General features: G+C 67.6%; 31 protein-coding genes. 29 read left to right on the top strand and 2 right to left on the bottom strand.

All coding sequences use genetic code 11. The features are described 5' to 3' along the window. Positions 1–121 precede the first annotated feature (121 nt). From F8566_RS20135 to F8566_RS20145, 3 genes are read left to right on the top strand one after another with little or no spacing between them, the layout of a single operon-like run. Entirely contained in the window at positions 122–589 is a 468-nt protein-coding gene (locus tag F8566_RS20135) for a hypothetical protein (protein ID WP_151562048.1), read from the top strand. A 30-nt stretch (positions 590–619) separates the two neighbouring features. Further along, a complete protein-coding gene (locus tag F8566_RS20140) occupies positions 620–913 on the top strand; it encodes a hypothetical protein (RefSeq protein ID WP_151562051.1) in 294 nt (97 codons plus the stop codon). Beyond that, positions 910–1,125, top strand: a complete 216-nt coding sequence (locus tag F8566_RS20145; protein WP_151562053.1) for a hypothetical protein — start codon at positions 910–912, stop codon at positions 1,123–1,125. Before F8566_RS20140 ends, F8566_RS20145 begins: the two co-directional genes overlap by 4 nt. Before the next feature lie 224 nt (positions 1,126–1,349). Here the strand turns inward: F8566_RS20145 and F8566_RS20150 are convergent, their stop codons facing one another. Further along, positions 1,350–1,610, bottom strand: a complete 261-nt coding sequence (locus tag F8566_RS20150) for a hypothetical protein (RefSeq protein ID WP_151562056.1) — start codon at positions 1,608–1,610, stop codon at positions 1,350–1,352. Between F8566_RS20150 and F8566_RS20155 the strand changes: the two genes are divergently transcribed. The 7 genes from F8566_RS20155 (at position 1,609) to F8566_RS20185 (ending at position 5,597) form a co-directional block, all read left to right on the top strand. Continuing rightward, a complete protein-coding gene (locus F8566_RS20155) occupies positions 1,609–1,983 on the top strand; it encodes a hypothetical protein (protein ID WP_151562058.1) in 375 nt (124 codons plus the stop codon). The two genes, F8566_RS20150 and F8566_RS20155, sit on opposite strands and share 2 nt — an antisense overlap. Beyond that, entirely contained in the window at positions 1,980–2,165 is a 186-nt protein-coding gene (locus F8566_RS20160; protein ID WP_151562060.1) for a hypothetical protein, read from the top strand. Before F8566_RS20155 ends, F8566_RS20160 begins: the two co-directional genes overlap by 4 nt. After that, positions 2,165–2,467 (top strand): hypothetical protein, encoded by a 303-nt coding sequence (locus F8566_RS20165; protein ID WP_151562062.1) that lies wholly within the window; start codon positions 2,165–2,167, stop codon positions 2,465–2,467. Before F8566_RS20160 ends, F8566_RS20165 begins: the two co-directional genes overlap by 1 nt. Then, complete coding sequence (locus F8566_RS20170) at positions 2,422–2,826, top strand: hypothetical protein (protein ID WP_151562064.1); 405 nt, start codon at positions 2,422–2,424, stop codon at positions 2,824–2,826. Before F8566_RS20165 ends, F8566_RS20170 begins: the two co-directional genes overlap by 46 nt. Further along, on the top strand, positions 2,819–3,196 hold the full coding sequence (locus F8566_RS20175; RefSeq protein ID WP_151562066.1) for a DUF6221 family protein: 378 nt from the start codon (positions 2,819–2,821) through the stop codon (positions 3,194–3,196). The genes F8566_RS20170 and F8566_RS20175 overlap by 8 nt, the downstream gene beginning before the upstream one ends. 1 nt (position 3,197) lies before the next feature. After that, a complete protein-coding gene (locus tag F8566_RS20180; RefSeq protein ID WP_151562068.1) occupies positions 3,198–4,025 on the top strand; it encodes a hypothetical protein in 828 nt (275 codons plus the stop codon). A gap of 375 nt (positions 4,026–4,400) precedes the next feature. Further along, positions 4,401–5,597 carry a hypothetical protein gene (locus tag F8566_RS20185; protein ID WP_151562070.1) on the top strand — a complete coding sequence of 399 codons (1,197 nt, stop codon included), beginning with the start codon at positions 4,401–4,403 and terminating at the stop codon, positions 5,595–5,597. A 23-nt stretch (positions 5,598–5,620) separates the two neighbouring features. Here the strand turns inward: F8566_RS20185 and F8566_RS20190 are convergent, their stop codons facing one another. Then, positions 5,621–5,938: a hypothetical protein gene (locus tag F8566_RS20190; protein WP_151562072.1), complete on the bottom strand. Its 318-nt coding sequence runs from the start codon at positions 5,936–5,938 to the stop codon at positions 5,621–5,623. Positions 5,939–6,346: 408 nt separating this feature from the next. Here F8566_RS20190 and F8566_RS20195 point away from each other — a divergent pair, with 408 nt between their 5' ends. The 19 genes from F8566_RS20195 (at position 6,347) to F8566_RS20285 (ending at position 19,884) form a co-directional block, all read left to right on the top strand. Further along, positions 6,347–6,571 carry a hypothetical protein gene (locus F8566_RS20195; RefSeq protein WP_151562074.1) on the top strand — a complete coding sequence of 75 codons (225 nt, stop codon included), beginning with the start codon at positions 6,347–6,349 and terminating at the stop codon, positions 6,569–6,571. Positions 6,572–6,975: 404 nt separating this feature from the next. Continuing rightward, the gene (locus F8566_RS20200; protein WP_151562076.1) at positions 6,976–7,266 is read left to right on the top strand and encodes a hypothetical protein; all 291 of its coding nucleotides are present in this window, start codon (positions 6,976–6,978) and stop codon (positions 7,264–7,266) included. A gap of 105 nt (positions 7,267–7,371) precedes the next feature. Then, on the top strand, positions 7,372–8,895 hold the full coding sequence (locus tag F8566_RS20205) for a hypothetical protein (RefSeq protein ID WP_151562078.1): 1,524 nt from the start codon (positions 7,372–7,374) through the stop codon (positions 8,893–8,895). Positions 8,896–8,991: 96 nt separating this feature from the next. Further along, positions 8,992–9,201: a hypothetical protein gene (locus F8566_RS20210; RefSeq protein ID WP_151562080.1), complete on the top strand. Its 210-nt coding sequence runs from the start codon at positions 8,992–8,994 to the stop codon at positions 9,199–9,201. Between the two features lie 177 nt (positions 9,202–9,378). Then, entirely contained in the window at positions 9,379–10,878 is a 1,500-nt protein-coding gene (locus F8566_RS20215; protein ID WP_151562082.1) for a hypothetical protein, read from the top strand. A gap of 183 nt (positions 10,879–11,061) precedes the next feature. Further along, the gene (locus tag F8566_RS20220) at positions 11,062–12,102 is read left to right on the top strand and encodes a phage minor head protein (protein WP_151562084.1); all 1,041 of its coding nucleotides are present in this window, start codon (positions 11,062–11,064) and stop codon (positions 12,100–12,102) included. Positions 12,103–12,271: 169 nt separating this feature from the next. After that, complete coding sequence (locus tag F8566_RS20225) at positions 12,272–13,912, top strand: hypothetical protein (protein WP_151562086.1); 1,641 nt, start codon at positions 12,272–12,274, stop codon at positions 13,910–13,912. Between the two features lies 1 nt (position 13,913). After that, complete coding sequence (locus F8566_RS20230; protein ID WP_151562089.1) at positions 13,914–14,288, top strand: DUF2190 family protein; 375 nt, start codon at positions 13,914–13,916, stop codon at positions 14,286–14,288. 11 nt (positions 14,289–14,299) lie between these two features. Further along, positions 14,300–15,487 carry a phage major capsid protein gene (locus F8566_RS20235; RefSeq protein ID WP_151562090.1) on the top strand — a complete coding sequence of 396 codons (1,188 nt, stop codon included), beginning with the start codon at positions 14,300–14,302 and terminating at the stop codon, positions 15,485–15,487. A gap of 2 nt (positions 15,488–15,489) precedes the next feature. Further along, a complete protein-coding gene (locus tag F8566_RS20240) occupies positions 15,490–15,786 on the top strand; it encodes a hypothetical protein (protein ID WP_151562092.1) in 297 nt (98 codons plus the stop codon). 3 nt (positions 15,787–15,789) lie between these two features. Then, a complete protein-coding gene (locus F8566_RS20245; RefSeq protein ID WP_151562094.1) occupies positions 15,790–16,035 on the top strand; it encodes a hypothetical protein in 246 nt (81 codons plus the stop codon). A gap of 58 nt (positions 16,036–16,093) precedes the next feature. After that, the gene (locus F8566_RS20250; RefSeq protein WP_151562096.1) at positions 16,094–16,741 is read left to right on the top strand and encodes a hypothetical protein; all 648 of its coding nucleotides are present in this window, start codon (positions 16,094–16,096) and stop codon (positions 16,739–16,741) included. Continuing rightward, positions 16,741–17,175 carry a DUF6093 family protein gene (locus F8566_RS20255; protein WP_151562098.1) on the top strand — a complete coding sequence of 145 codons (435 nt, stop codon included), beginning with the start codon at positions 16,741–16,743 and terminating at the stop codon, positions 17,173–17,175. The genes F8566_RS20250 and F8566_RS20255 overlap by 1 nt, the downstream gene beginning before the upstream one ends. Further along, positions 17,175–17,624 carry an HK97 gp10 family phage protein gene (locus F8566_RS20260; protein WP_151562100.1) on the top strand — a complete coding sequence of 150 codons (450 nt, stop codon included), beginning with the start codon at positions 17,175–17,177 and terminating at the stop codon, positions 17,622–17,624. Before F8566_RS20255 ends, F8566_RS20260 begins: the two co-directional genes overlap by 1 nt. Continuing rightward, complete coding sequence (locus tag F8566_RS20265; RefSeq protein ID WP_151562102.1) at positions 17,624–18,052, top strand: hypothetical protein; 429 nt, start codon at positions 17,624–17,626, stop codon at positions 18,050–18,052. Before F8566_RS20260 ends, F8566_RS20265 begins: the two co-directional genes overlap by 1 nt. A 79-nt stretch (positions 18,053–18,131) precedes the next feature. Next, positions 18,132–18,470 (top strand): hypothetical protein, encoded by a 339-nt coding sequence (locus tag F8566_RS20270; RefSeq protein WP_151562104.1) that lies wholly within the window; start codon positions 18,132–18,134, stop codon positions 18,468–18,470. Beyond that, positions 18,470–18,775 carry a hypothetical protein gene (locus F8566_RS20275; RefSeq protein WP_151562106.1) on the top strand — a complete coding sequence of 102 codons (306 nt, stop codon included), beginning with the start codon at positions 18,470–18,472 and terminating at the stop codon, positions 18,773–18,775. Before F8566_RS20270 ends, F8566_RS20275 begins: the two co-directional genes overlap by 1 nt. Before the next feature lie 3 nt (positions 18,776–18,778). Next, positions 18,779–19,258, top strand: coding sequence for a phage tail tube protein (locus F8566_RS20280; RefSeq protein WP_151562108.1), 480 nt, complete (start codon positions 18,779–18,781; stop codon positions 19,256–19,258). Further along, entirely contained in the window at positions 19,258–19,884 is a 627-nt protein-coding gene (locus F8566_RS20285; protein WP_151562110.1) for a hypothetical protein, read from the top strand. Before F8566_RS20280 ends, F8566_RS20285 begins: the two co-directional genes overlap by 1 nt. The last annotated feature ends 124 nt before the right edge of the window (positions 19,885–20,008 follow it).

Genomic DNA, 20,008 nt, shown 5'->3' on the forward strand with positions numbered 1-20,008 from the left:
GTGTCACCGTCCTGCGGGGTGGGGCACTGATCATGTCGGCATCGGGGCCTGCAAGCTGCACGGTGGATCGACGGCGACGCACAAGACCGCTGCACGCGAGGAGAAGGCACGGCAGGCCGTCGTGACATATGGACTGCCGCGCGAGGTCGACCCCGGGCAGGCGCTCCTCGAAGAGGTGCACCGCACCGCCGGCCACGTCGCATGGCTCGGGATGCGCGTCGCCGAGCTGGAGGAGTCCGAACTCGTCTGGGGCGTGGTCGAGGAGACCGACAAGCCGCCCTCGTACGGTGATGACGGGGAGCTGCGCGGTGGCGGTTTGGAGACCAAGCGCAAGGCGGTGCCGCACGCGTACGTGACGCTGTATGGCCAGGAGCGGGACCGTCTCGCGCGGGTGGCGAAGGCGGCGATCGACGCTGGCGTGTCCGAGCGCGTGGTCGCGGTGTACGAGCAGGTCGCGACGGCGTATGTGCAGGTGCTGGAGCGGGTGCTGGACCGTCTGGAGTTGAGTGAGGCGCAGCGGCGGCAGGTGCCGGAGGTCGTGCAGGGGGAGTTGCGGGCGATCGCCGGCGGGCAGGGGAGCGCGGCATGACCGCCATCACCACGAACAGGGAGGGATCCGATGAAGCTTCTGGCTGAGATCGACGGTGAGCTCGTCCAGCTCGACGACTGCGACTGGGTTCTCTGGGCGCCTTGCGGATGCGCCATCGGCGTCGTGGTCGCCCGTCATACGCCCACCGAAGACGCCGCATGGAAGGAGTTCTATCCGACCAAGCGCGAGCGTGAGTCCAAGCAGCGGAAGGGCTACCGGATGGAGCTCGTCACTCATGCTCGTTGGCGTGACGAGATCTCCGACCTCATGCGGGCCGCATGCTCGCACACGGCCACTGCCAGTGCGCGAGGTGAGGCGCCGTGATCGTCGATGTGGCCGTCCTCTATGCCCGCCGTCCCCGCTGGCACCGCACCCCCGACATGCCGCTGCCACCCGACCGGCCCATCGTGACGCGCACCTACGAGCGGCCCTGCGAGGTGAGCGAGGTGTGCGTGCTCGCCGACCTCGCCGCCTTGACCGCCGAGTCCGATCCACTCACCGCCGCACGGCGGCTGTTTGCTCCGGAGGGGAAATGACAGATCATCTGCGCGACCGCAGGCACGCCCTGGTCTTCAACGCCATCACACGCGGCCTGTCGCAAGCAGGCCGGTTCGTGGCGCTATCCGAGCGGAAAAGGATCGCCACGCTCGTCGGTGAGGCACTGGACGGAGAGGAGCTTGCTGCCCGTCCGGCTAGCGTCCCTGTGCGCGCGAACGGGGCTCGGTGCTGCGAGTTCCATAACACCAACTGCGAACCGCCGTCAGAGCTGTGCTGCCACAAATGCAGCGAGGCCCGTCATCCGGAGCATCCGGTGGGTGCGGTGTGCGTGCTGGAGCGCGCACGGGCCAAGGAACTCCCCTCCGTCTTCGATGATGCGGGCGAGGTCGTGATCATCATTCAGCCCGACGTAAGCGGCTTTCGATCCGCTGTCGAGCGGTCCGAAATCGAGAAGCTCCGCCGCCAGGTGAACGGCTTCAGAGGCATGGCGGACACGTACCTGCGAGAGCGCAATGCCGCACATGCGGGAGTTGCTCAAGGCCGAGGAGATCATCGAGCGACTGTGCAGCGACCGCGAGGCGGGGCAGCGCATGGTCAAGGCTGCGCTCACTGACCAGCGTGAGCGCGCCGAGCAGGCTGAGGCCGCTATTGGGCGGGTGTGGCGCCTATGCGAGATGACCATCGCCTCGTCCTGCCGCGTCCAGGCCATCGACCAGGCCCGCGACACTCTCGCCGCCCTCGACCAGCAGGACAGGCGACCGCGCTGCCCCCGATGCGGCGAGGGGCGTCTGGTCAAGGCGGTCCTGAACGAGCCATCCACATTTTCGTGCGGACACCAAGACTTCAGCGCCGACCTGCGCGCCAACCTTGACGGCCCGAAGGAGTCGACTCAGTGAACGAACAGCCTCGCCGCCTGCACAGCGTCGACCGGCCACCCGTCCTGTACTCCGAGATCCGCCACCCCAGCGCACTGGAACTCCTCTGCCACACCGTGCGCCGTGCTGTCGCAGCCGTCACGGTGCTCGGTCTCGTGGTGGCGCCGCCGTTCATCGCCGCCGCGTACAGATGGGGCTTCTGATGGCCGCCAATCTCAGCACAGCTACCTGCCAGGCGTGGCGCGTCCAGCCCGCTGACGGCCTCGCCATTCGAGTCGACGCCTGGCACACCATCCAGCTCGCCTCGGCGGGCAGTCGGCCGCGGGTCGACCTCATCGCCGAGCGCGTCGTAGACGGACAGCGCTATTACCGTGCAATCGAAGGCACGCTCGGCTCGCTGGCTGGCCGGCCAGTCACACCAGAGGGCTGGACCGCTATCGCCGCCGTGACCATCCCAGCGTGGATTTCCGCCGTCTTCCCTGCGCTTATCAGCGAGGCGGACTGATGGCCACGCAATGTGCGCACGGCAGCGCCATCCCCGTTGAGTTCGGCGGCGAGGTCGTCGCTGCGCTCTGTCCCGAGTGCGATCAACAACTACCCGCCGAGTGGCTGACCTGTGATCACGCTGACGCCGTCGAGAACACGATGTTCGGTGACATGCGACGGAGATGGTTGTGCACGGGCTGCGGCGTCGAGTACAGCGACCCGCCCATCAAGGCCAGCGGCATGGGGATGACGGGCAACGTCACAAGCGTCGTGTTCTGGGTCCCGCCGCGGGCTGACGAAGTCGTGCCCGACTATCCGCCGGTCGACATCACGAGGTTCGTTAGCGAGATCAAGATCGAAGGGGAGATCGATGGGTGACCTGCGGGATTTCCTGCTGGCACGTCTCGATGAGGATGCAGCCGAGATCGCCAAGCAGCCCGATCAAACGGGCGAGCCGGGCGGCATCGGTATTTGGTCAAGCGGTGACGCCATCAGCAACACCGAGTACCTGATCATCAGCAAGACCAGAGCGCTCGCCGAGGTCGAAGCCAAGCGTCAGATCGTCGAGGAGCACCGCGCCGAGGGTGGTAGTTGCCGAGCCTGCACCACCGATGGGGAGCTCGAAGTCTCCTGGGACGGCGAGCAGGAGGAGACGCGGTGGGTACGCAATCCCGTCGTCGCGCCCTGCCTGACGGTGCGGGCGCTCGCCTCCATCTACATCGAGACCAGTAGCGACCGGGGGAACTGAAATGGGACGACGCACCGACGTCTGTGCGGGACCAGAGAACAGGCCGTACAGGGAAGCCTGGGACGCCTGGGACACCGCATACGAGGCATGGCTGCAGCACTGCCTCGACACGGCTGAGAACGCCGCAGAGGCGCTCTCAGCCGTGTACGAGGATGAGGAGGCGCGGACCACCGCCTTCGACGCCCTGGGGCTTCCTCAGCCGCCCGCGACGCCGGCCGAGGCATGCGTCCTCGGTGCTCCCGTCTGGTGCTCACGCTGCCGCGCCCGGATCCGCGGCGCGCTCGGCAGCATCGGCGACCTCGCCGCACTCCTGGAATCCTGGGCCGACGGCCACCGCGGCGCCGCATCCGGCGAACAGATCCTCAGCCGCCGCGCCAGCACCCCCAGCCCGTCGCCCATTACCGACACCCTCGACGAGCTGTACGGTCGGCTCGCCGAAGTCGAAGCGGGATGGCGCGCGCACGCCGGCCACCAGACCCGCCCGCGGCGATCCCGCAACGCCGAAGCGCGCGAACTCGTCCTCGCTTACCTGCAGGCCCATCTCGACGAGATGCTCAAGCACCCCGGCAGCGTCACGTTCGGCTATGAGGTGTGGGTATGGGAGCGGCGGCTGAGGACGCTCGCCAAGTCCGATCCGGTGGTCCGTAAGCGGCCGGGCCGTTGCCCGCGGTGCCGGCTCGTCAACGTGCTGCGGACCCGCGACGACGGTCACACCGAATGCTGCGACTGCGGCCGGCTGATGAACGAGGAGGAGTATCAGCGGGACGTGGTCGGGGGCGCGGATACTGCGGTGGTGGCGGAGTCCAAGGAGGCGAGGCGGGCGTCATGACGCAGGTATTGGTGATCTCGGCTGTCGTGGCGGTAGTCGCCGCTTGTTGCGCCGTGCGGAATGCAGCACGGGCAGCTCAGGCGAGACGCAAAGTTGAGCGCTCAGCCGGGCGAGCCGATGGGACAGTCCGCCAGACGAACGAGATCCTGCAGGACACGAATGACATGCTGCGTTCCAATCAGGAGCTGCTCGCGAAGCGTTGTCGGACTGCAGGTCACTGGGCCGAGCTGGCCGCCATCTCAGAGATGATCGACGCAGTGCAGGCTCGGATCGGTGGACGCCCTGATCGCCATGCTTGACCCGTACTAGCACGGATGTAACACTACGGACCGTTAAAGCACAGTTGTGCTATTTGCGTTGCCGTAGGAGACATCCATGCCGGCACCCGGCAGCACCAACCGCCGCCACACCAAGCACACCTGGTTGCGCGGGCCGGCCACCGGCATCGCCCTCATCGCCGCGCTGCTGCTCGCCCTGACGTCCGCGAGCACCACGCCCCCTGCCCAGCAGGCGACGCTCGCCAAAGAGTCAGCCTTGCCCGCATCAAAGCCTCTCGGCATCGACCCTCCGGCCGGGAGGTACTACGCGTACGCGCCCAGCGTCGTCGAGCAGGGCAGCACGCGACACGTCTTCTACTGCGGCAACAAGACCAGCGGCTCCGTGCACGACCAGGCCATGCTAAGCGTCGGCACCAAGCAGGCTGACGGCGCGTGGACCTACAGCGCCCCGCGGGTCGGGCTCGGGCCCAGCTCCGCCATCCCGTGGGCCAACTACCACGTGTGCGACCCTGAGATCATCCGTGGTCAGTTCACCTGGGGCGACCACGTCTACCCGTGGGCGATGCTGTTCACCGCCTACGGGTGCGCCGTCACCGCCGAACCGTGCCCTGACCAGCACGCCTATCCCAACCAGGTGGGCGTTGCGTTCGCCGACTCCCTCGACGCACCCGCGACGGACTGGCGGATCTACCCGAGCCCGCTGATCTCCTACGAGCTGGACTACGGCGCGAAGTGCCCGGCTCAGGACTATTGCATCGGCGAGCCCGCGGCGTCCTCGATCGACGGGGTGGGGCGGCTGATGGTCTGGTATCAGGACAACGGTGGGTTCGTCTGGCGCGAGGTCAATTTGACGAACGCCACCAGTCCCGTCATCGGCCAGCGGCGGACGCTGCCTAGCGACGGCCTGCCGGACTGGCTGCACAACGCGTCGGTCGTCTGGTCGCCGGCGCGTGGCCGCTTCTACGCGGCCTACGACGCAGGCGTCTGGAACAAGCACACCAATGGGCCGCCGGTGCAGACCGACACCGCGATCGTGTCGATCGACGGCGGCGACATGTGGGCCGGGGCCGGGTCCTGGCGGCATGAGGAAACGATCACGGGCGCGCACTCGGGGCACGCGTTCAACCACAACACTGGGATCGTCCGCACGCCGTGGGGTTCGGCCGCTTCGGACACGGGCCTGGAGGTTGTGCACGCGGTGGGGAATGGCTGGGCGCCGGGCGGTGGCTGGGGTGTGTGGACGTACCGCCTGTGGTCGACGACGTACAGCTTTCCGGCGCAGAGCAGCAGGTGATGGTGGGCTAGTTCGTCTGCTGATCAGCTTTGCGCGGCCGGTCCCTGCGCATCTTTTGTGGCCTCAGCGTCTCGGGCGAGCTTGGCAAGCTTGCCGGTCTTTCCGCCCTTGAGGATTTGCGCGATGCGGGAGAAGTGCAGCGGCTTACCCTGGGGCCCGAACAGCAAGCCGATCTGCTCGTAGGTGTGCCCCTGCTCTTTGAGTTCGCGGGCGGCGCTCTGCCGGATCTCCGCGATGGCGGCGTTGGCGTCTTTGAGGTGTTCGAGGGCTTCAGTGGCGAGCGCGCCGCGCCTGGCGGGGTCCTCGGTGGCCCTCAGGTCGTCGATGAGTTTCTGGATCACGGTGGCCGGCCTCCTCATCCGATTGAGTCTAGAGGTCTCCTCTCAAAGAATCATGAAATGTTTAGAGGTTACCTCTTGCCATGGATTATAGGTTACCTCTAGAGTAAAGGCCACAACAGAACAGCGGATCGGCGAGCCGGAGAGCAACGCGAGGAGCGCCCGCCCTACGGGCCAACCTGGGAGACCGGGACGGTACGGGCACATGCGAAGCCGTGATCGTCAGGTAACCAGTCCTGAGGAAAAGCGGACAAGCGGCGCATAACGCGAGGGTGAGCCCAGGCGGCGGCACAAGATGCCGTGCGTACAGCGGAGCCTGACAGGACCAGCAAACGTTGGGGATGACGACTCGCATACCGGCTCCGTCGATCCGCTGTTCCGTTGCCGAAGCGGACGGTGACGAGGAGCGACATGGACACGATCACTGCACGGGAAGCGGTACCAGGAACTGTCGTCTGCGTGCACAACTCCGACGACTGGCTGCGCGGGCTTCCGGCCCCGGGGCTTTCTTACCACTGGATCACGGTCGGCCGCTGGGAAGCGAACGGTGATGGCACCGCCACGCTGATCGCTAGCGACGGTAGCCGGTGCGGCATCTTCGCTCCGGATGACATCGTTGGCCGCCCCGCACGCTAGGCCGACCTAAGGCGGGCTAGCGTCACCCGCTCTTCTCGTTACGAGCCAAAGGACCGGACGTCAGACCCCAACCCGGCATCAAGACAGGAGAACCCAAGTGCCCACCACGGTGCCGAATCCGTACGGCCACACCTACGTCAACGCCACCGTTAACCAACGCGTCGATCTGTATATCGCCCGCGACGCGACCACCGTGTTCATGGAGGTCCGTTTCCAGGTCGACGAATGCGACCGATGGGCATGCAGTGACGGTCTCAGGACGCACAGGCTGCCGACCCCTCACTCTGCCCGCGCAGCGATGGTCGCGTACGGGCGGGACCTACAGACGCAGGGCTTTGTCCGGGTCCGACGCTCATCCGGCTCAATGCCGGGCCGGGGGTGAGACAACCGAGTAACCTTGTCTCATGGCTGACGCACTTCACCACCCCGACCTGCAGATAGGCGTCCTCTACGCCGACCACAGCGACCCCCTCAGCAGCGTCATCCCCCTCGCCGACGCGCCCGCCGCCGTCAGCGTCACCCGCCGCACCATCAACCGCTGGATCGCCGCCAAACGGCTCCGCGTCATCACCCCGCCCGGCACCACAGGTCGGTATGTGATCAAGCGCGAACTCCTCGCCTGCGAACGCGACAGGCACCTCGCGTCACATCAAGGCAGGCCAGGCGCACGCGTCAGACTTGACGCATTGACCTAGGGTGTCCCATATTTAGCTCATCGTGGTGACGAGTCACCGCAGCCGAAAGCCCGCTTGAGCGCCAGCCGCTCGCGGGCTTTCGCCGTACCCGGGGGAGGTCACCCTATGGCCGCCACCCTCGACCCGGTCCGCGGCGTCGCACAAGCCATGCTCCGCCGCTTCGAAACACCCGAGACCAACCCGTACCGCACCGACCCCGTCGGCTGGGTCCGCGACAAGCTCGGCGAACACCTCTGGTCCAAGCAGGCCGAGATCGCCTCCTCCGTCGTCGCCAACCGCTACACCGCCGTCCAGTCCTGCCACGACGCCGGCAAATCCTTCATCGCATCCCGCCTCACCTGCTGGTGGCTCGACGTCCACCCACCCGGCGAAGCCTTCGTCGTCACCACAGCCCCCACCGCCCCCCAGGTGTCCGCGATCCTGTGGCGCGAGATCGGCAAAGCCCACAAGAAAGGCCGGCTCACCGGCCGCATCACCGGCGGCACCGTCCCCGAATGGAAACTCGCCGACGGCGAGATCGTCGCCTACGGCCGCAAACCCGCCGACTACGACCAGGCCGCCTTCCAAGGCATCCACGCCCGCTACGTCCTCGTCATCGTCGATGAAGCCTGCGGCGTCCCCAAGAGCCTGTTCGACGCCGTCGATGCCCTCGCCACCAACGAGGCCGCCCGCGTCCTGGCCATCGGCAACCCCGACGATCCCGCTTCCCACTTCGCTGAGATCTGCCGGCCCGGATCCGGCTGGCACGTCATCCGCATCGACGGGCTCGCCACCCCCAACATGACGGCCGACGCGATCGCCGCCTACCCGGCACTCGCCGAGCTTTTCGACAAGCAGCACCTGGCGCCGTCGACCGAGCCGATCCCCGAAGACCTGCGAGCCATGCTGCTCTCCCCGCTCTGGGTCGCGGAACGCATCGCACGCTGGGGCATCAAGTCGCCGCTCTTCGCGGCCAAGGTGCGCGGCCTGTTCCCCGAGGTCGGCGACGACCAGCTCATCTCGCTCGGCGCCATCCTCGCCGCCCAGAACCGCGAACTCGATCCCGAGCACCACTCAGTCCTCGGCGTTGATGTCGCACGTTTCGGTTCCGACCGCACCATCTTCGCGCTCGCTCACGGCCCCGTCATCCGCATCGTCGGCGATCACACCAAGCAGCGCACCACTGAAACGACCGGCCGAGTCATCGCTGCCAAAGAAGAACACAAGGTCGCCGAGATCCATGTTGACGGTGTCGGCGTCGGCGCCGGTGTGGTCGACGAACTCCTCGAAGCCGGGCATGACGTTGTCGACATGCAGTCCGGCGCCGCGGCTCTGGATCCCAAGCACTATGCGAATGCTCGCGCAGAGTGGTGGTGGGGACTCCGGCAGATCTTCGAGGACGGCGACATCGACATCGACGCTGACGACGATGAGCTCGCTGCCCAGCTAGGTGCAATGCGCTACAGGTACACCGCTCGCGGCCAGATTCTCATCGAGTCCAAGGACGACATGCGCAAGCGCGGGCTGCCCTCCCCGGACAAGGCCGACGCGGTGATGCTCGCCAAGGCGCACGTGCCGCCGCCGGACGAGATCGTTGAGGACGACGACCTTGACGAGGAACTCGCCGACTTCTCCATCAGCCGTTACTAGCGGCAAGGAGGCCTCGTCATGTGCCGTAGGCGCCGCCGAAACCGCATCAGCACCGTCATCGCAATGCTCGAACGTCTCCACGAAAGGATGGATCACATGGCAACGCAGGAGCAGGTCGACGCCATCGCTGCCCGCATCGAATCCGCAGTCTCTGGCCTCCGCGCCGACATCGAAGCACTCAAGGCCGCACACCCCGAACTCGACCTGTCCGGGCTGGAAGGCCGCGTCGCCGACCTGGAGGGATTGGACGCCGAGAACCCGGCGCCCGTACCCGAGCCGGCGCCCGAGCCCGGCGAACAGTCGTAACCCGCCACACAACCAGCACATCAGGCGACGGGAGGAGGCGCGGACATGCGGGTACTCGATCGCATCCAGGAAACCTGGTACCGCGCCTCCGGCCGCGCCGAACTTGCTAATGCTCTCGTCCAAGAGCGGCGGCAGGTCGACTTCCTCGCCGAGTCGATCTCCGACCTCGAAGCCCGCATGTACGAGCCGGGCTGGCAGGAACTCACCGCTTCCGCCGCCGTCGAATTCAGCCGCGAAGGCCTCCGCCAGATCTCCGCCGTCTGCCGGATCATGGCCGTGAAAAACCCGCTCATCAAGCGCGGTCTCGCGCTCCGACAATCCTACGTATGGGGACAGGGTGTCGAGATCAGCGCCCGCGACCAGCGTGTCAACCGCGTCGTCCAGGAATTCCTCGACGACGAAGGCAACAAGCGGTCCCTCTTCGGCGCCGTCGCCCGCGAGCAGGCCGACCGCAGCCTCGGCACCGACGGCAACCTGTTCATCGCCTGCTTCACCAGCCCCCGCGACGGCAACGTCCAGATCCGCATCGTCCCCTGGGACGAGGTCAGCGACGTCATCACCAATCCCGAAGACAAGTCAGAGCCCTGGTTCTACCGGCACGAGGCATGGATCGACGAACCCACGCCCGGCGGCAACGGTGTCATCCAGCGCCCTCGCCTGGTCTACTATCCGGCGCTCGGCTACCGGCCGGCCGTCAAACCGTCACAGATCCGCGACACCGCCACCGGTGCACAGGCTCGCGTCCGCTGGGACGCGCCACTCGTCCACGTCAAAGTCAACGCCCTCACCGGCTGGAAGTTCGGCATCGGCGACGCCTACGCCGCCGTCGATTGGGCCAGCGCATACAAGGACTTCCTCACCGACTGGGCGCGGCTGATTAAATCGTTGAGCCGGTACGCATGGCGGCTCACCACCAAAGGCAGCAAGCAGGCCGCAGCCAAAGCCCGCATCGCCGCCGCACCCAGCAAGACCACCAGTGGCGACAGTAACTGGGCCGGCGCAACCGCACTGCAAACCCCGGACCAGATGCTGGAAGCCATCCCCAAGTCCGGCGCGACCATCGACAGCGACTCCGGACGACCCTTGGCTGCGATGGTCGCCAGCGCCTTGGACGTTCCCGTCACCATGCTTCTCGGCGACCCAGGCGTCACCGGCAACCGCGCCACCGCAGAGACGCTGGACACGCCGACGGAGATGATGGCCGAGCAGCGCCGCATGGTGTGGACCGAAGCGATGCACGCCATCCTCGGGCACGTCATAGCCTCCTCCGTGCGGGCCCCTGAGGGGGCGCTGCGGGGTACCGTCACGCAGGCCGGCACCCGCGAGCAAGTAAAGCTGCGTGGGCGGGCCGAGCCGACGATCGACATCGTGTGGCCGGATGTCGACGAGGTCGCACCATCGGTGCTGATCGACGCGATCACCAAGGCCGACCAGACCAGCTACCTGCCGCCGTTGGTGGTGGCGCGGTTGCTGCTGCAGGCGCTCGGCGTGCGGGACGTGGACGAGATCCTCAAGGACCTGACCGGGCCGGATGGGGTATTCGTCGCGCCTGGTGTGACGGCGGGACAGGCTGCTGCGGACCGGTTCCGGCGCGGTGAGGACCCTGCAGCGCTTGCAGGCGGCGATGAGCCGGGAGGCGAACAGGATGCTGAGACGGCTTCTGCGCAGGCTCCTTAGGCGGCGCGGCTTTGCGACGGGCGGCGTCGTACGCTCGGCCGAGACCGGCCGGGACTTGATACCGGCCATCTTGTCTCGCTGCTGCTACGGGGCATCGCGCCCTGGCCAGTCTCCGGTCATCGCCGAGGAACTCGCCGAGGACCCCTGTGCCAGCATGAGCCATCTTCGACAGCCCCCACCCTGATGGCGTTCACGTCCCGCACGCTCGGCCTCGCTCGCGTTGCCATCACCGCCGCAGGCCGCGTCATCGACAACGTCGTACGCACGCTCACCGCCGCCTGGGTCAAAGCCTGGGACGCCATCGTCGAAGCGCTCACAGCCGCACTGGAACGGCTCCTCACCGGCGCGCAGCAGTGGCCGGGGCGCCGCACCCTCGACCGCGACCATGCCCTGCAGGGCGCGCTCAACGACGCGGCCACAGCCCTCGACGCACTCACCGACCTCATTCGCTCGCAGGTCTCTGCCGCGGCGAGCACTCTGGCCCAGCAGGCCGCCCGAGACCAGGCCGCAATCATCGACTCGCAACTACCGCCCGGCGAACAACGAGCCGACCGGACCGCCTTCCTGCAGCGAGCCATCGACGCCATCACCGCCCGGACCAGGCAGCGGATCACCGCCCTCACCCGGCCGCTGACCCGAGACGCCGATACGGCCATGCGGCGCGAACTCGTCCGCGGCGTGACACTCGGCAGGAACCCGCGCGACACCGCCAGGCGGATGCTGAGCAACCTCGAACACGCCTTCAACGGCGGTCTCAACCGGGCGCTCACCATCGCACGGACCGAGACCCTCGACGCCTACCGCCAAGCCGCCGCAGCCGCCCAAGAGGACTCTCGCGGTGTGTTGAGCGGCTGGATCTGGCTCGCCAAGCTCGACTCGCGTGGCTGTCCGGCCTGCTGGGCGATGCACGGCACCGAGCATCCGCTTACTGAGCCGGGACCGCTCGGGCATCCGCAATGCCGCTGCAGCAGAGCCCCACGCACGAAGTCCTGGCGGGATCTCGGCTTCGACCTCGACGAGCCCGAGGACCTCATCCCGGACGCCGAGACCCTGTTCAGAGCATTGCCGCGCGAACAGCAACTCCAGATCATGGGGGCGGCGCGACTTGCCCTGTTCGACCAGGGCGCGATTGCGTGGCGGGATCTGGCGCGACGCCGCAGCAACGACGGCTGGCGCGACGACTTCGCAGTCACCCCGGTCAGAGATCTAACTCGCAGCGCCTAAAAGCAGCGCCCAGGGTCCCCAGCGGCCCTCTCCGCTGCGGCCGGTACCTGCCGAAGGGGATCGAGCCTCCCGGTTCGCCGCCTATCCACGCACCCGTCGATGCGATTCCTGGCGACCGCGCGGACGCGCCCTGTCGCATAACCACCGTAGCCCGCCCGATGGGGGAGACGTGCAGACCGACAGACTCCGAGACGACAGCACGGCCCTCCTCGCCGAAGGCAAGTACACGGCGGACCAGCTGCGCGACATGCTCACCAAGGGCCACGCCATCCGCAACGACAACGGCGAACCGAGCTACCCGATCGGCGACGCCGAAGACCTGCAGAAAGCCATCAAGGCGGTCGGCCGCGGCGGCAAGGACCACGACAAGATCAGGGCCTACATCGTGCGCCGAGCCAAGGCACTCGGCAAAACCGGCCTCCTCCCCGACGACTGGGCCGCGAGCGGGCAGATGAAAGAAGCCCTGACCGAGTCCATTCCTCTCGTCGAAGCCACTCGCGGCCAGCGCACCGGTTCCCGCATGCGCATCAAGCTGATCAATACCGGGTGGGGCTCGTCCGGCCACTACAGCGAAGCCGTCCTCCGCCAGGCCGCAGCCGACCGCGTCTTCCCCGCCGGCACCCACATGTACATCGACCACCCCACCAGCACGGAGAACGCCGAACGCCCCGAACGGTCCGTACGCGACTTGGCCGCCGTGCTCACTTCACCCGCCACTTTCGAGCAGGGGGCCCTATACGGCGAAGCGCGCGTATTCGGCCCCTACCAACAGTTCCTTACCGATATGGCCGAGCACATCGGCGTGTCCATCCGCGCGACCGGCTACGCCGAACACGGCCAGGCCGAAGGCCGCGAAGGCGCCATCATTACCGGCCTCACCGAAGGCATCAGCGTGGACTTCGTCACCAAGGCCGGGCGCGGCGGCCAGATCGTCGAAGTTCTCGAATCAGCCCGCCGTGAGATGACCGAGGCGCGCAACATCGGCCACTGGCTCGAATCCCGCCTCCACCTCGCCCTCACCCAGTTCGGCGACGACATGTTCGGCGACGGCCGCGTCACGCGCGAGGAACGCATCGCTATGTCCTCCGCCGTCGGCGACGCCCTCACCTCGTTCGCGGGTGCGCTGGAGAAGAAAGCACCGCAGCTCTACCAGCGGGATCTGTACGACGGGCCACCCGAGCCCGACAACTCCGCCGCCATGGCGGAGACCATCCTGCCGGCGCCGCCGGCGAAGCCCACCACGGAAGGAGCCCCGATGACGGGGACCCCCCAGGGCGCACCGCCGAGCGGCGGCGCCCCCAACGACGTCAGCGAGGTCGCGCAGGTGCGTACCGAGCTCGCCGAGACCAAGCAGAAGCTCGCCGAAGCCGAACTGGAGATCGCCAAGCTGGGCGACCAGTCCCGCAAGCTCGCCGAGGCCGAGGCCAAGCTCGCCGAGGCCGAGCGGGAGAACAAGCGGCTCCTCGCCAATGACGCGGCGCGCACCAAGGCCGAAGAGTCCTTGAAGGAGTCGACGCTGCCGAAGGTCGCGCACGCCAAGGTTATTGCCGCTGTCACCGGCGCCAACGTCCCCCTCAACGATGAGGGCGCCCTCGACGAGGCGGCCCTGGTCAAGTCCATCAAGGCGGCCATCGACGAGCAGCGCGACTACCTCACCGCGTTCGCCGAAGAATCCGGCATGGGCACCCCGTCCGGTCTCGGCGGCGGCGCTGGCCCGAAGGTCGACGTCGAGACGGAGCTGGGTGAGGTTTTCCGCAGTTTCGACATGAGCGAGTCGGCTGCCGGCTTCGCGGCGAAGGGGCGTGGCTGACATGGCGACCAACCGCGTGTTCGAACACGGCAACCAGTTCGAGGCCAACGTCTCCGGCGTCACCGGCACCGGCGCCAGCGGCCTCGTCCTGTCCGACGACCCCGTCGTCATCGGACAGCTTCCCGGCGTCGCCCTCACCACGGAGGACGACGACGGGATGGCCACTATCCAGACCGACGGCGTCTTCGACCTGCCGGTCAAGGGTGAGACCACCGTCAACGCCGCCGTCGCGGTAGGCGACATCGTCTACTACGACGCCGCAGCCACCCCCCACAAGCTCAACAAGGACAACACCAACGGCACGCGGTTCGGCTACGCGCTGGAGGCCGTGTCCTCAGGGGCGACGACCACCATCCGCGTCAAGGTCGGGTACTAGGAGCGATCAGCATGAGCAACCTCACCACGCTGCCCGACGAGGGCACCCGCTCCGCCGAGGAAGCCAGCCCGTCGTGGCTGCGTGAAGGCGTTGGCCGTGGCATCCGCGGCGTTCGTCAGCGCCGCGAAGCCGACCCCATCTACCAGGCTTCTCTCGTCGAAGCCGCCCGCCTCTACCAGCGAGCTGTGCACGGCAACCGCCGCGCCCTGCTCGACTTCGAGGAGGCCATGACCACCAGCGACTTCTCGCTGCTGTTCGCCGACATCCTCGACCGTCAAGTCCTGGGCGCCTACCAGGACTGGCCCTCCACGTGGCAGATGTACGCCCGCCGCGGCACGGTCCGCGACTTCAGGACGGTGAAGCGCTTCGCCCTCGACGGCGCGTCCGCCACCCTCGACGAGGTCCCCGAGCGCGGTGAATACCCCGAGGCCGCCGTCGTCCCCAGCGAGTACGAGTACAAGGTCACCAAGCGCGGCCGACGTCTCGACTGGACCTGGGAGATGCGCGTCAACGACGACCTCGATTCCTTCCGCGAGCTGCCGCTGATCCTCGGTCGCGCCGGGCGGATGACCGAGGACAAGTTCGTGACGCAGCTCTACGCGAGTGCCTCCGGCCCCAACTCGACGTTCTTCTCCGCTGGCCACGCCAACATCGTCACCGGCAATCCGGTGCTGAGCGTGGACGCCCTCGAAGACGCCATGACGACCCTCGCCGCGCAGCGCGATACCGACGGCAATCCGATCTTCATCGACAAGATGAATCTCGTCGTCCCGCCCGCCCTCGAAGTCGTCGCGAACAATATTTTGAACGCCATCCAGATCGATGCGGCGTCCGGCGGCGGCGACGGCACCGGCAACAACCAGCTCCGCGTCAACAACTGGCTGGCCCGCCGCATCACACCCGTCGTGAATCCGTGGCTGCCGATCGTCTCCGCTACCGCCAACGGCAACACCTCCTGGTACCTGATCGGCCAGACCATGGCCGGACGCCCCGCCATGGAGGTCGGCTTTTTGAGAGGCCACGAGATGCCCGAGGTCTTCGTCAAGGCGCCCGACAGCCTCCGCGTTGGCGGCGGCATCGGGCCCGTCGAGGACGGTGACTTCGAGACCGATGCCATCCGCCACAAGGTCAGGCACGTCCTCGGTGGCGTGCTCATGGACTACAAGATGGCCGTCGCCTCCAACGGTTCCGGCGCCTGACCATGACAGACGACCGACCGATACCACCTCCGCGGAACCCCACCGACCGGATCCTGACCGGCATCTACGACCGGCTCGGCGAACTGCTCGACAAGTTCCCCGCCCCGGCGGAGCGCGAGAACGGGACGGTCGAACTGCGGGAGCCTGCCGCCCCAGCCCCCGACGGCGGCGGGGAAAACCCGCCTGCGAGCCCCACCGCAGGCGGGAAGGGGACGGGCGTCACACCGGCTCGGCGCTCGTCCCCGCGCCCCGCCAAAACCACGACACGCAAGCGCGGCACGGCCGCAAAGGAGAAGTGAGCGATGGGCTCCACCGCCAAGGGCCAGCCGAGCGGGTTGGCCACCCTCAACAGCTCCGGCAAGATCCCCGCGTCACAACTATCCGGCGAACTGGGCAACTTCGCTCAGGGTGCCGCGGTCGCCGACGTCGCCACTGCCAACGCGGACGCGACCTACGGCCAGCCTGAGGCCGACCTGATCAACGAGTTGAAGACCAAGATGAACGCGCTACTGGCGAGCCTGCGCGCCGGCAACATCATCGACACCTGAAGCCGACGCAGAAGCAGAAGCGAGGGCGGGCGGCCCGGCCTCCTGACCAGAAGGAGGCGTGAGCGACATGGCCGTCGGCCTCCTCGAAGTCGACTCCGGCGACGCCCCGTCCTTCACCATCACCGTCAACCCGTACGACAACACGACAGCGATGACCGCCCAGATCACCAGCCCCGCCGGGACCGTGACGCCGTTCACGATGACCGGCAGTGGCGGTGGTCAAACCTGGACCGGCAACGGGCCGATCCTCACCGAACTCGGCGAATACACCGCGAAATTCACCGTGACCGGCACAGGCGCGGGTGTGCACTACTACACCGTCATCGTCGCCACCCCGCCGCCGCTCACCTCCGACCTGCGCAGGCTCCGCCTCCTCATCGCCGACACCAACCCCGCCAACCGGATCTTCCGCGTCGATGAACTCGCCGACTTCCTCGACCTGGAGGGCGGCAACGTCAAACTCGCCGCGGCACAGGCCCTCGGCGTCATCGCCACCTCCGAAGTCCTCATCTCCAAAGTCATCCGCACGCAGGACCTGTCGACCGACGGCGCCAAAGTCGCCGCGGAACTCCGTGCCCGCGCCGCCGACCTACGACAGCAGGCAGGCGAGGGAGACGGCGACGACTCCGTCGGTTTCGACATCGTCGACATGGTCCATCCGTGGAACCGGCGCGGCAGCGAGCGCGCCGAGTTCGAGGAGATCTGATGCCGCTCCCGTCGGCAGGCGTCTTCCACCCCGACTGGTCACAGCACCACCGGCCGACCGCGGTCAGCGCGATGACGTCCACATGCACCATCACCCGGGCCGCCGGTCCAGGTACCACTGCTCCTGACGGGACCTTCATACCGGCCGCGCGCGACCCGATCTACCAGGGGGCGTGCCGTGTCGCGGTCAAGGGCGGCTCCGCAGGCAGCAACGAACGACGCGTCATCTCCGGCGAACGGCAGATCACCGAACGCGAATACCTCGTCCAGGTTCCCGATTCCGCCGCCGAGATAAAGGTCGGTGACCTCGTCGAAGTCACCACAAGCGCCGATCCGACGATGACCGGGCTGAAGTTCCGCGTCTCCGATGTCTGGCACGGATCGCAAAGCTGGGCACGCAACCTGGGCGCTACCGCGGCCCTTAAGGGGGAGTGATGATCAGGTTCGACGCCGACGAGATCGCTCTCCTCGCTCAGGACTTGGAAGACGCGGCCGACAACGCCCCCGAACGCGTCAGGACCGTCATCGAGAAGACCAGGCACGACGTGGTGCGGGACGCGCAAGCCGCATGCCCCGTCGACACTGGAAACCTCAAGTCGACAATCGACTCCGATCCCGACCCTGACGGCCTCGGATTCGAAGCCGGGCCGACCGCGGAGTACGGCGCTCACGTCGAGTTCGGCACCGTCCCGCACGTCATCACACCGCGAGACAAGAAAGCTCTGCACTGGCCCGGCGCGGCTCACCCAGTGGCGCGCGTCGACCATCCAGGCACCACCCCGCAGCCCTATCTCCTGCCCGCGTTCAACCGGCGGGTGGGGGTGGCGACGAGGGCATTCGGCCGGATCGTCTCGCAGCCCTGGCCAAGGGACAGGAGCGGCTGATGCCCGTCGCCGCCGCCCGGCCGCACACCGACGCGGTCGTCTCGATGGGCACCAGCGCCGGACTGCTTATCGGTCGCGGCAAACCGCCCGAGGGGGCCGGATGGCAGGGGGAGCCCGGCGCGTCCACCTTCGAGGCGTACGTGGCGCTCTTCCCCATGACGGGCGATGTGGACGCCGACCTCGGCGACCCGGCCCACTACTTCGACTACGGCTGCCAATTCACGTGCGTCGCCGCCACCCAGGAAGGCGCTGAAGCCGTCTCCGACGCAATCAAAGCCACGTTCGTGAACGCCAAGCTCATCATCCCCGGCCGCGCCTCGTATCGCGGCCAGCTCCAGGTTGACCGGCCCGCGTCACGCGACGACAGGACGGCACCGCCGCTGCACTACGCCGTGCTGCAGATCACCTGGCGCACCCAGCCCGCGTGACCCGATCCGCCTGACCTTCGCCTCTTCTCACCGTCCCGCCGCAGTGCGGGCTCGTCCGCATGCCCAGGAGGGATTCCTTGTGACCGACTACAGCCCGACTGCGACCAGCGTGGACGGGACCACGCACACCTATAACCCCGCCGCCGCCGGAGACAAGATCACCCGACCGGGCGCGGGGTGCTTCATCACCGTCAAGAACGGCGGCGGCTCCTCCGTCACCCTCACGATCACGCCGCCCGGCACGACCCGGTACGGCGTCGCCAACCCCGTCAAGATCTTCTCCATTCCCGCGTCCGGCGAGAAGGACATCCCGATCCTGCCCGCCTACAGCGACCCCGCTGACGCCTACAAGGTCGCTCTCGCCTGGTCGGCCACCGCCAGCGTCACGTTCGCCGTCAAGCGGATGGGGACCACCTGATGGCGATCAAGAGAATCCCGGTCCGCCTCAAGGATGACCCCACCACCACCACCGTGATGGCCGAACGGTCCCTCCTGGTGTTCGGACACCTCTGGGAGCCAATCCCCGACGAGAACGACACCGGCGAGCCGGAGACGCCGCAGCCCCCCGCCGAGACGCCGCAGCCCCCCGCCGAGACGCCGCAGCGCGGCAAGCAAGCCCCGCCCCCGGGCGAACCCACCCCCAAGAACGCCGGCGCCACAGAAGAGCGCCCGCCCACCACCGCCAAGAGCCGCAGCCGCGCGGCCGGCACGGACGGAGAGTAAGCCATGGCTGATCTGCTGGGCGACGGTAACGTCAAGGTCACCGTGGTGACCACGTTGTCGTCGAAGTCCACCCCCACGGCGGCGCAGCTCAATGCCGGGATCGACATCCAGGAGTACGTGACCAAGGAAGGTCTCGACATCAAGGTCGATCAGGCTGCCGTCGACAACACCGCGCTCGCCAGCCGCAGCGAAACCGAAGACGCCGGCACCACCAAGCACGAAGTGGTCCTCACCTACAAGAAGCAGGACACCCCCCTCGGTGACGTCGCCTTCAACGCCCTGCCTCCGCGTGAGCTGCGGTGGATCGCGGTGCGCCGCGACCGGGCACACGAGACCGCATGGGCCGCCGGCCAGCCCGCCGAAATCTTCCCGGTGCGGTGCGGCGACTACATGAGGCAGGCGCCGAAGTTGAATGAGCCTCAGCTGATCGAGCAGAAGATGTTCGTGTATGAGGCCGCGGACACCGAGGCGGTCGTCGCCTGATGGCCGACTTCGCCGACCTCATCAAGAACGCCAAACTCCCCGAGGACGGCGTCTCCATCTGCCTGCGCAGCGACCTGGCGCTACAGCATGAAGAGCTGGAGGGGCGCCTGGAGGCGGCGCGCACCGCCGATCAGCAGAACACCCTCGCCGCGGGAGGACAGGCCCGCAAGATCGCCGAGGAGATCCAGGCCCTCGAAGAGCAGATGCGCGAGCACACGCACCGGTTCGTGTTCCGCGGCATCCCACGGCGCCGCTACCGGGACCTGATGGAGCAGTACCCGCCGCGCGAAGGCAACAAGGACGACGCCCTGTTCGGCGCGGACAACTCCACCTTCCCGCACGCGCTCATCGCGGCGTGCTGCATCGACCCGGTCATGACCCGCGACCAGGTCGAAGAACTGTGCGAGGTCCTCACCGACGGCCAGGTTCTGGAACTGTTCGGCTGCGCCCTGGCCCTGAACCGTGGACTGGTCGACGTCCCAAAATCCGTCGCAGCATCCGCGATTCTGGCGAAGCCCGCGCCGAGATCACGGCAGCCCGAGCCTGGGGCGTCAGCCGGCGACGGTTCCTGGGCTGGGAGCCTCGCCGGACCACCCGCCACATCTACGACGAGGCCGGCCGTCTGATCGAGTCGGTCACCGAGACCGAACCCGAATGGGACGACGAAGAACGCGCCTGGGCTACCGGCCTGCTGGACGTCGAGGCCGACACCTGTGATGGGTGTGGCCAGCCACTGTCGGAGACGCTCCA

The organism is Actinomadura rudentiformis (assembly GCF_008923185.1).
In the GTDB taxonomy this organism is placed as follows: domain Bacteria; phylum Actinomycetota; class Actinomycetes; order Streptosporangiales; family Streptosporangiaceae; genus Spirillospora; species Spirillospora rudentiformis.

Bases quoted from the DNA above. Each gene is read 5' to 3' on its own strand.
- F8566_RS20140 (WP_151562051.1), top strand. From the start codon at position 620: ATGAAGCTTCTGGCTGAGATCGACGGTGAGCTCGTCCAGCTCGACGAC.
- F8566_RS20155 (WP_151562058.1), top strand. From the start codon at position 1,609: ATGCGGGAGTTGCTCAAGGCCGAGGAGATCATCGAGCGACTGTGCAGC.
- F8566_RS20150 (WP_151562056.1), bottom strand. From the start codon at position 1,610: ATGTGCGGCATTGCGCTCTCGCAGGTACGTGTCCGCCATGCCTCTGAA.
- F8566_RS20165 (WP_151562062.1), top strand. From the start codon at position 2,165: ATGGCCGCCAATCTCAGCACAGCTACCTGCCAGGCGTGGCGCGTCCAG.
- F8566_RS20175 (WP_151562066.1), top strand. From the start codon at position 2,819: ATGGGTGACCTGCGGGATTTCCTGCTGGCACGTCTCGATGAGGATGCA.
- F8566_RS20180 (WP_151562068.1), top strand. From the start codon at position 3,198: ATGGGACGACGCACCGACGTCTGTGCGGGACCAGAGAACAGGCCGTAC.
- F8566_RS20185 (WP_151562070.1), top strand. From the start codon at position 4,401: ATGCCGGCACCCGGCAGCACCAACCGCCGCCACACCAAGCACACCTGG.
- F8566_RS20195 (WP_151562074.1), top strand. From the start codon at position 6,347: ATGGACACGATCACTGCACGGGAAGCGGTACCAGGAACTGTCGTCTGC.
- F8566_RS20200 (WP_151562076.1), top strand. From the start codon at position 6,976: ATGGCTGACGCACTTCACCACCCCGACCTGCAGATAGGCGTCCTCTAC.
- F8566_RS20205 (WP_151562078.1), top strand. From the start codon at position 7,372: ATGGCCGCCACCCTCGACCCGGTCCGCGGCGTCGCACAAGCCATGCTC.
- F8566_RS20210 (WP_151562080.1), top strand. From the start codon at position 8,992: ATGGCAACGCAGGAGCAGGTCGACGCCATCGCTGCCCGCATCGAATCC.
- F8566_RS20215 (WP_151562082.1), top strand. From the start codon at position 9,379: ATGTACGAGCCGGGCTGGCAGGAACTCACCGCTTCCGCCGCCGTCGAA.
- F8566_RS20220 (WP_151562084.1), top strand. From the start codon at position 11,062: ATGGCGTTCACGTCCCGCACGCTCGGCCTCGCTCGCGTTGCCATCACC.
- F8566_RS20230 (WP_151562089.1), top strand. From the start codon at position 13,914: ATGGCGACCAACCGCGTGTTCGAACACGGCAACCAGTTCGAGGCCAAC.
- F8566_RS20235 (WP_151562090.1), top strand. From the start codon at position 14,300: ATGAGCAACCTCACCACGCTGCCCGACGAGGGCACCCGCTCCGCCGAG.
- F8566_RS20240 (WP_151562092.1), top strand. From the start codon at position 15,490: ATGACAGACGACCGACCGATACCACCTCCGCGGAACCCCACCGACCGG.
- F8566_RS20245 (WP_151562094.1), top strand. From the start codon at position 15,790: ATGGGCTCCACCGCCAAGGGCCAGCCGAGCGGGTTGGCCACCCTCAAC.
- F8566_RS20255 (WP_151562098.1), top strand. From the start codon at position 16,741: ATGCCGCTCCCGTCGGCAGGCGTCTTCCACCCCGACTGGTCACAGCAC.
- F8566_RS20260 (WP_151562100.1), top strand. From the start codon at position 17,175: ATGATCAGGTTCGACGCCGACGAGATCGCTCTCCTCGCTCAGGACTTG.
- F8566_RS20265 (WP_151562102.1), top strand. From the start codon at position 17,624: ATGCCCGTCGCCGCCGCCCGGCCGCACACCGACGCGGTCGTCTCGATG.
- F8566_RS20275 (WP_151562106.1), top strand. From the start codon at position 18,470: ATGGCGATCAAGAGAATCCCGGTCCGCCTCAAGGATGACCCCACCACC.
- F8566_RS20280 (WP_151562108.1), top strand. From the start codon at position 18,779: ATGGCTGATCTGCTGGGCGACGGTAACGTCAAGGTCACCGTGGTGACC.
- F8566_RS20285 (WP_151562110.1), top strand. From the start codon at position 19,258: ATGGCCGACTTCGCCGACCTCATCAAGAACGCCAAACTCCCCGAGGAC.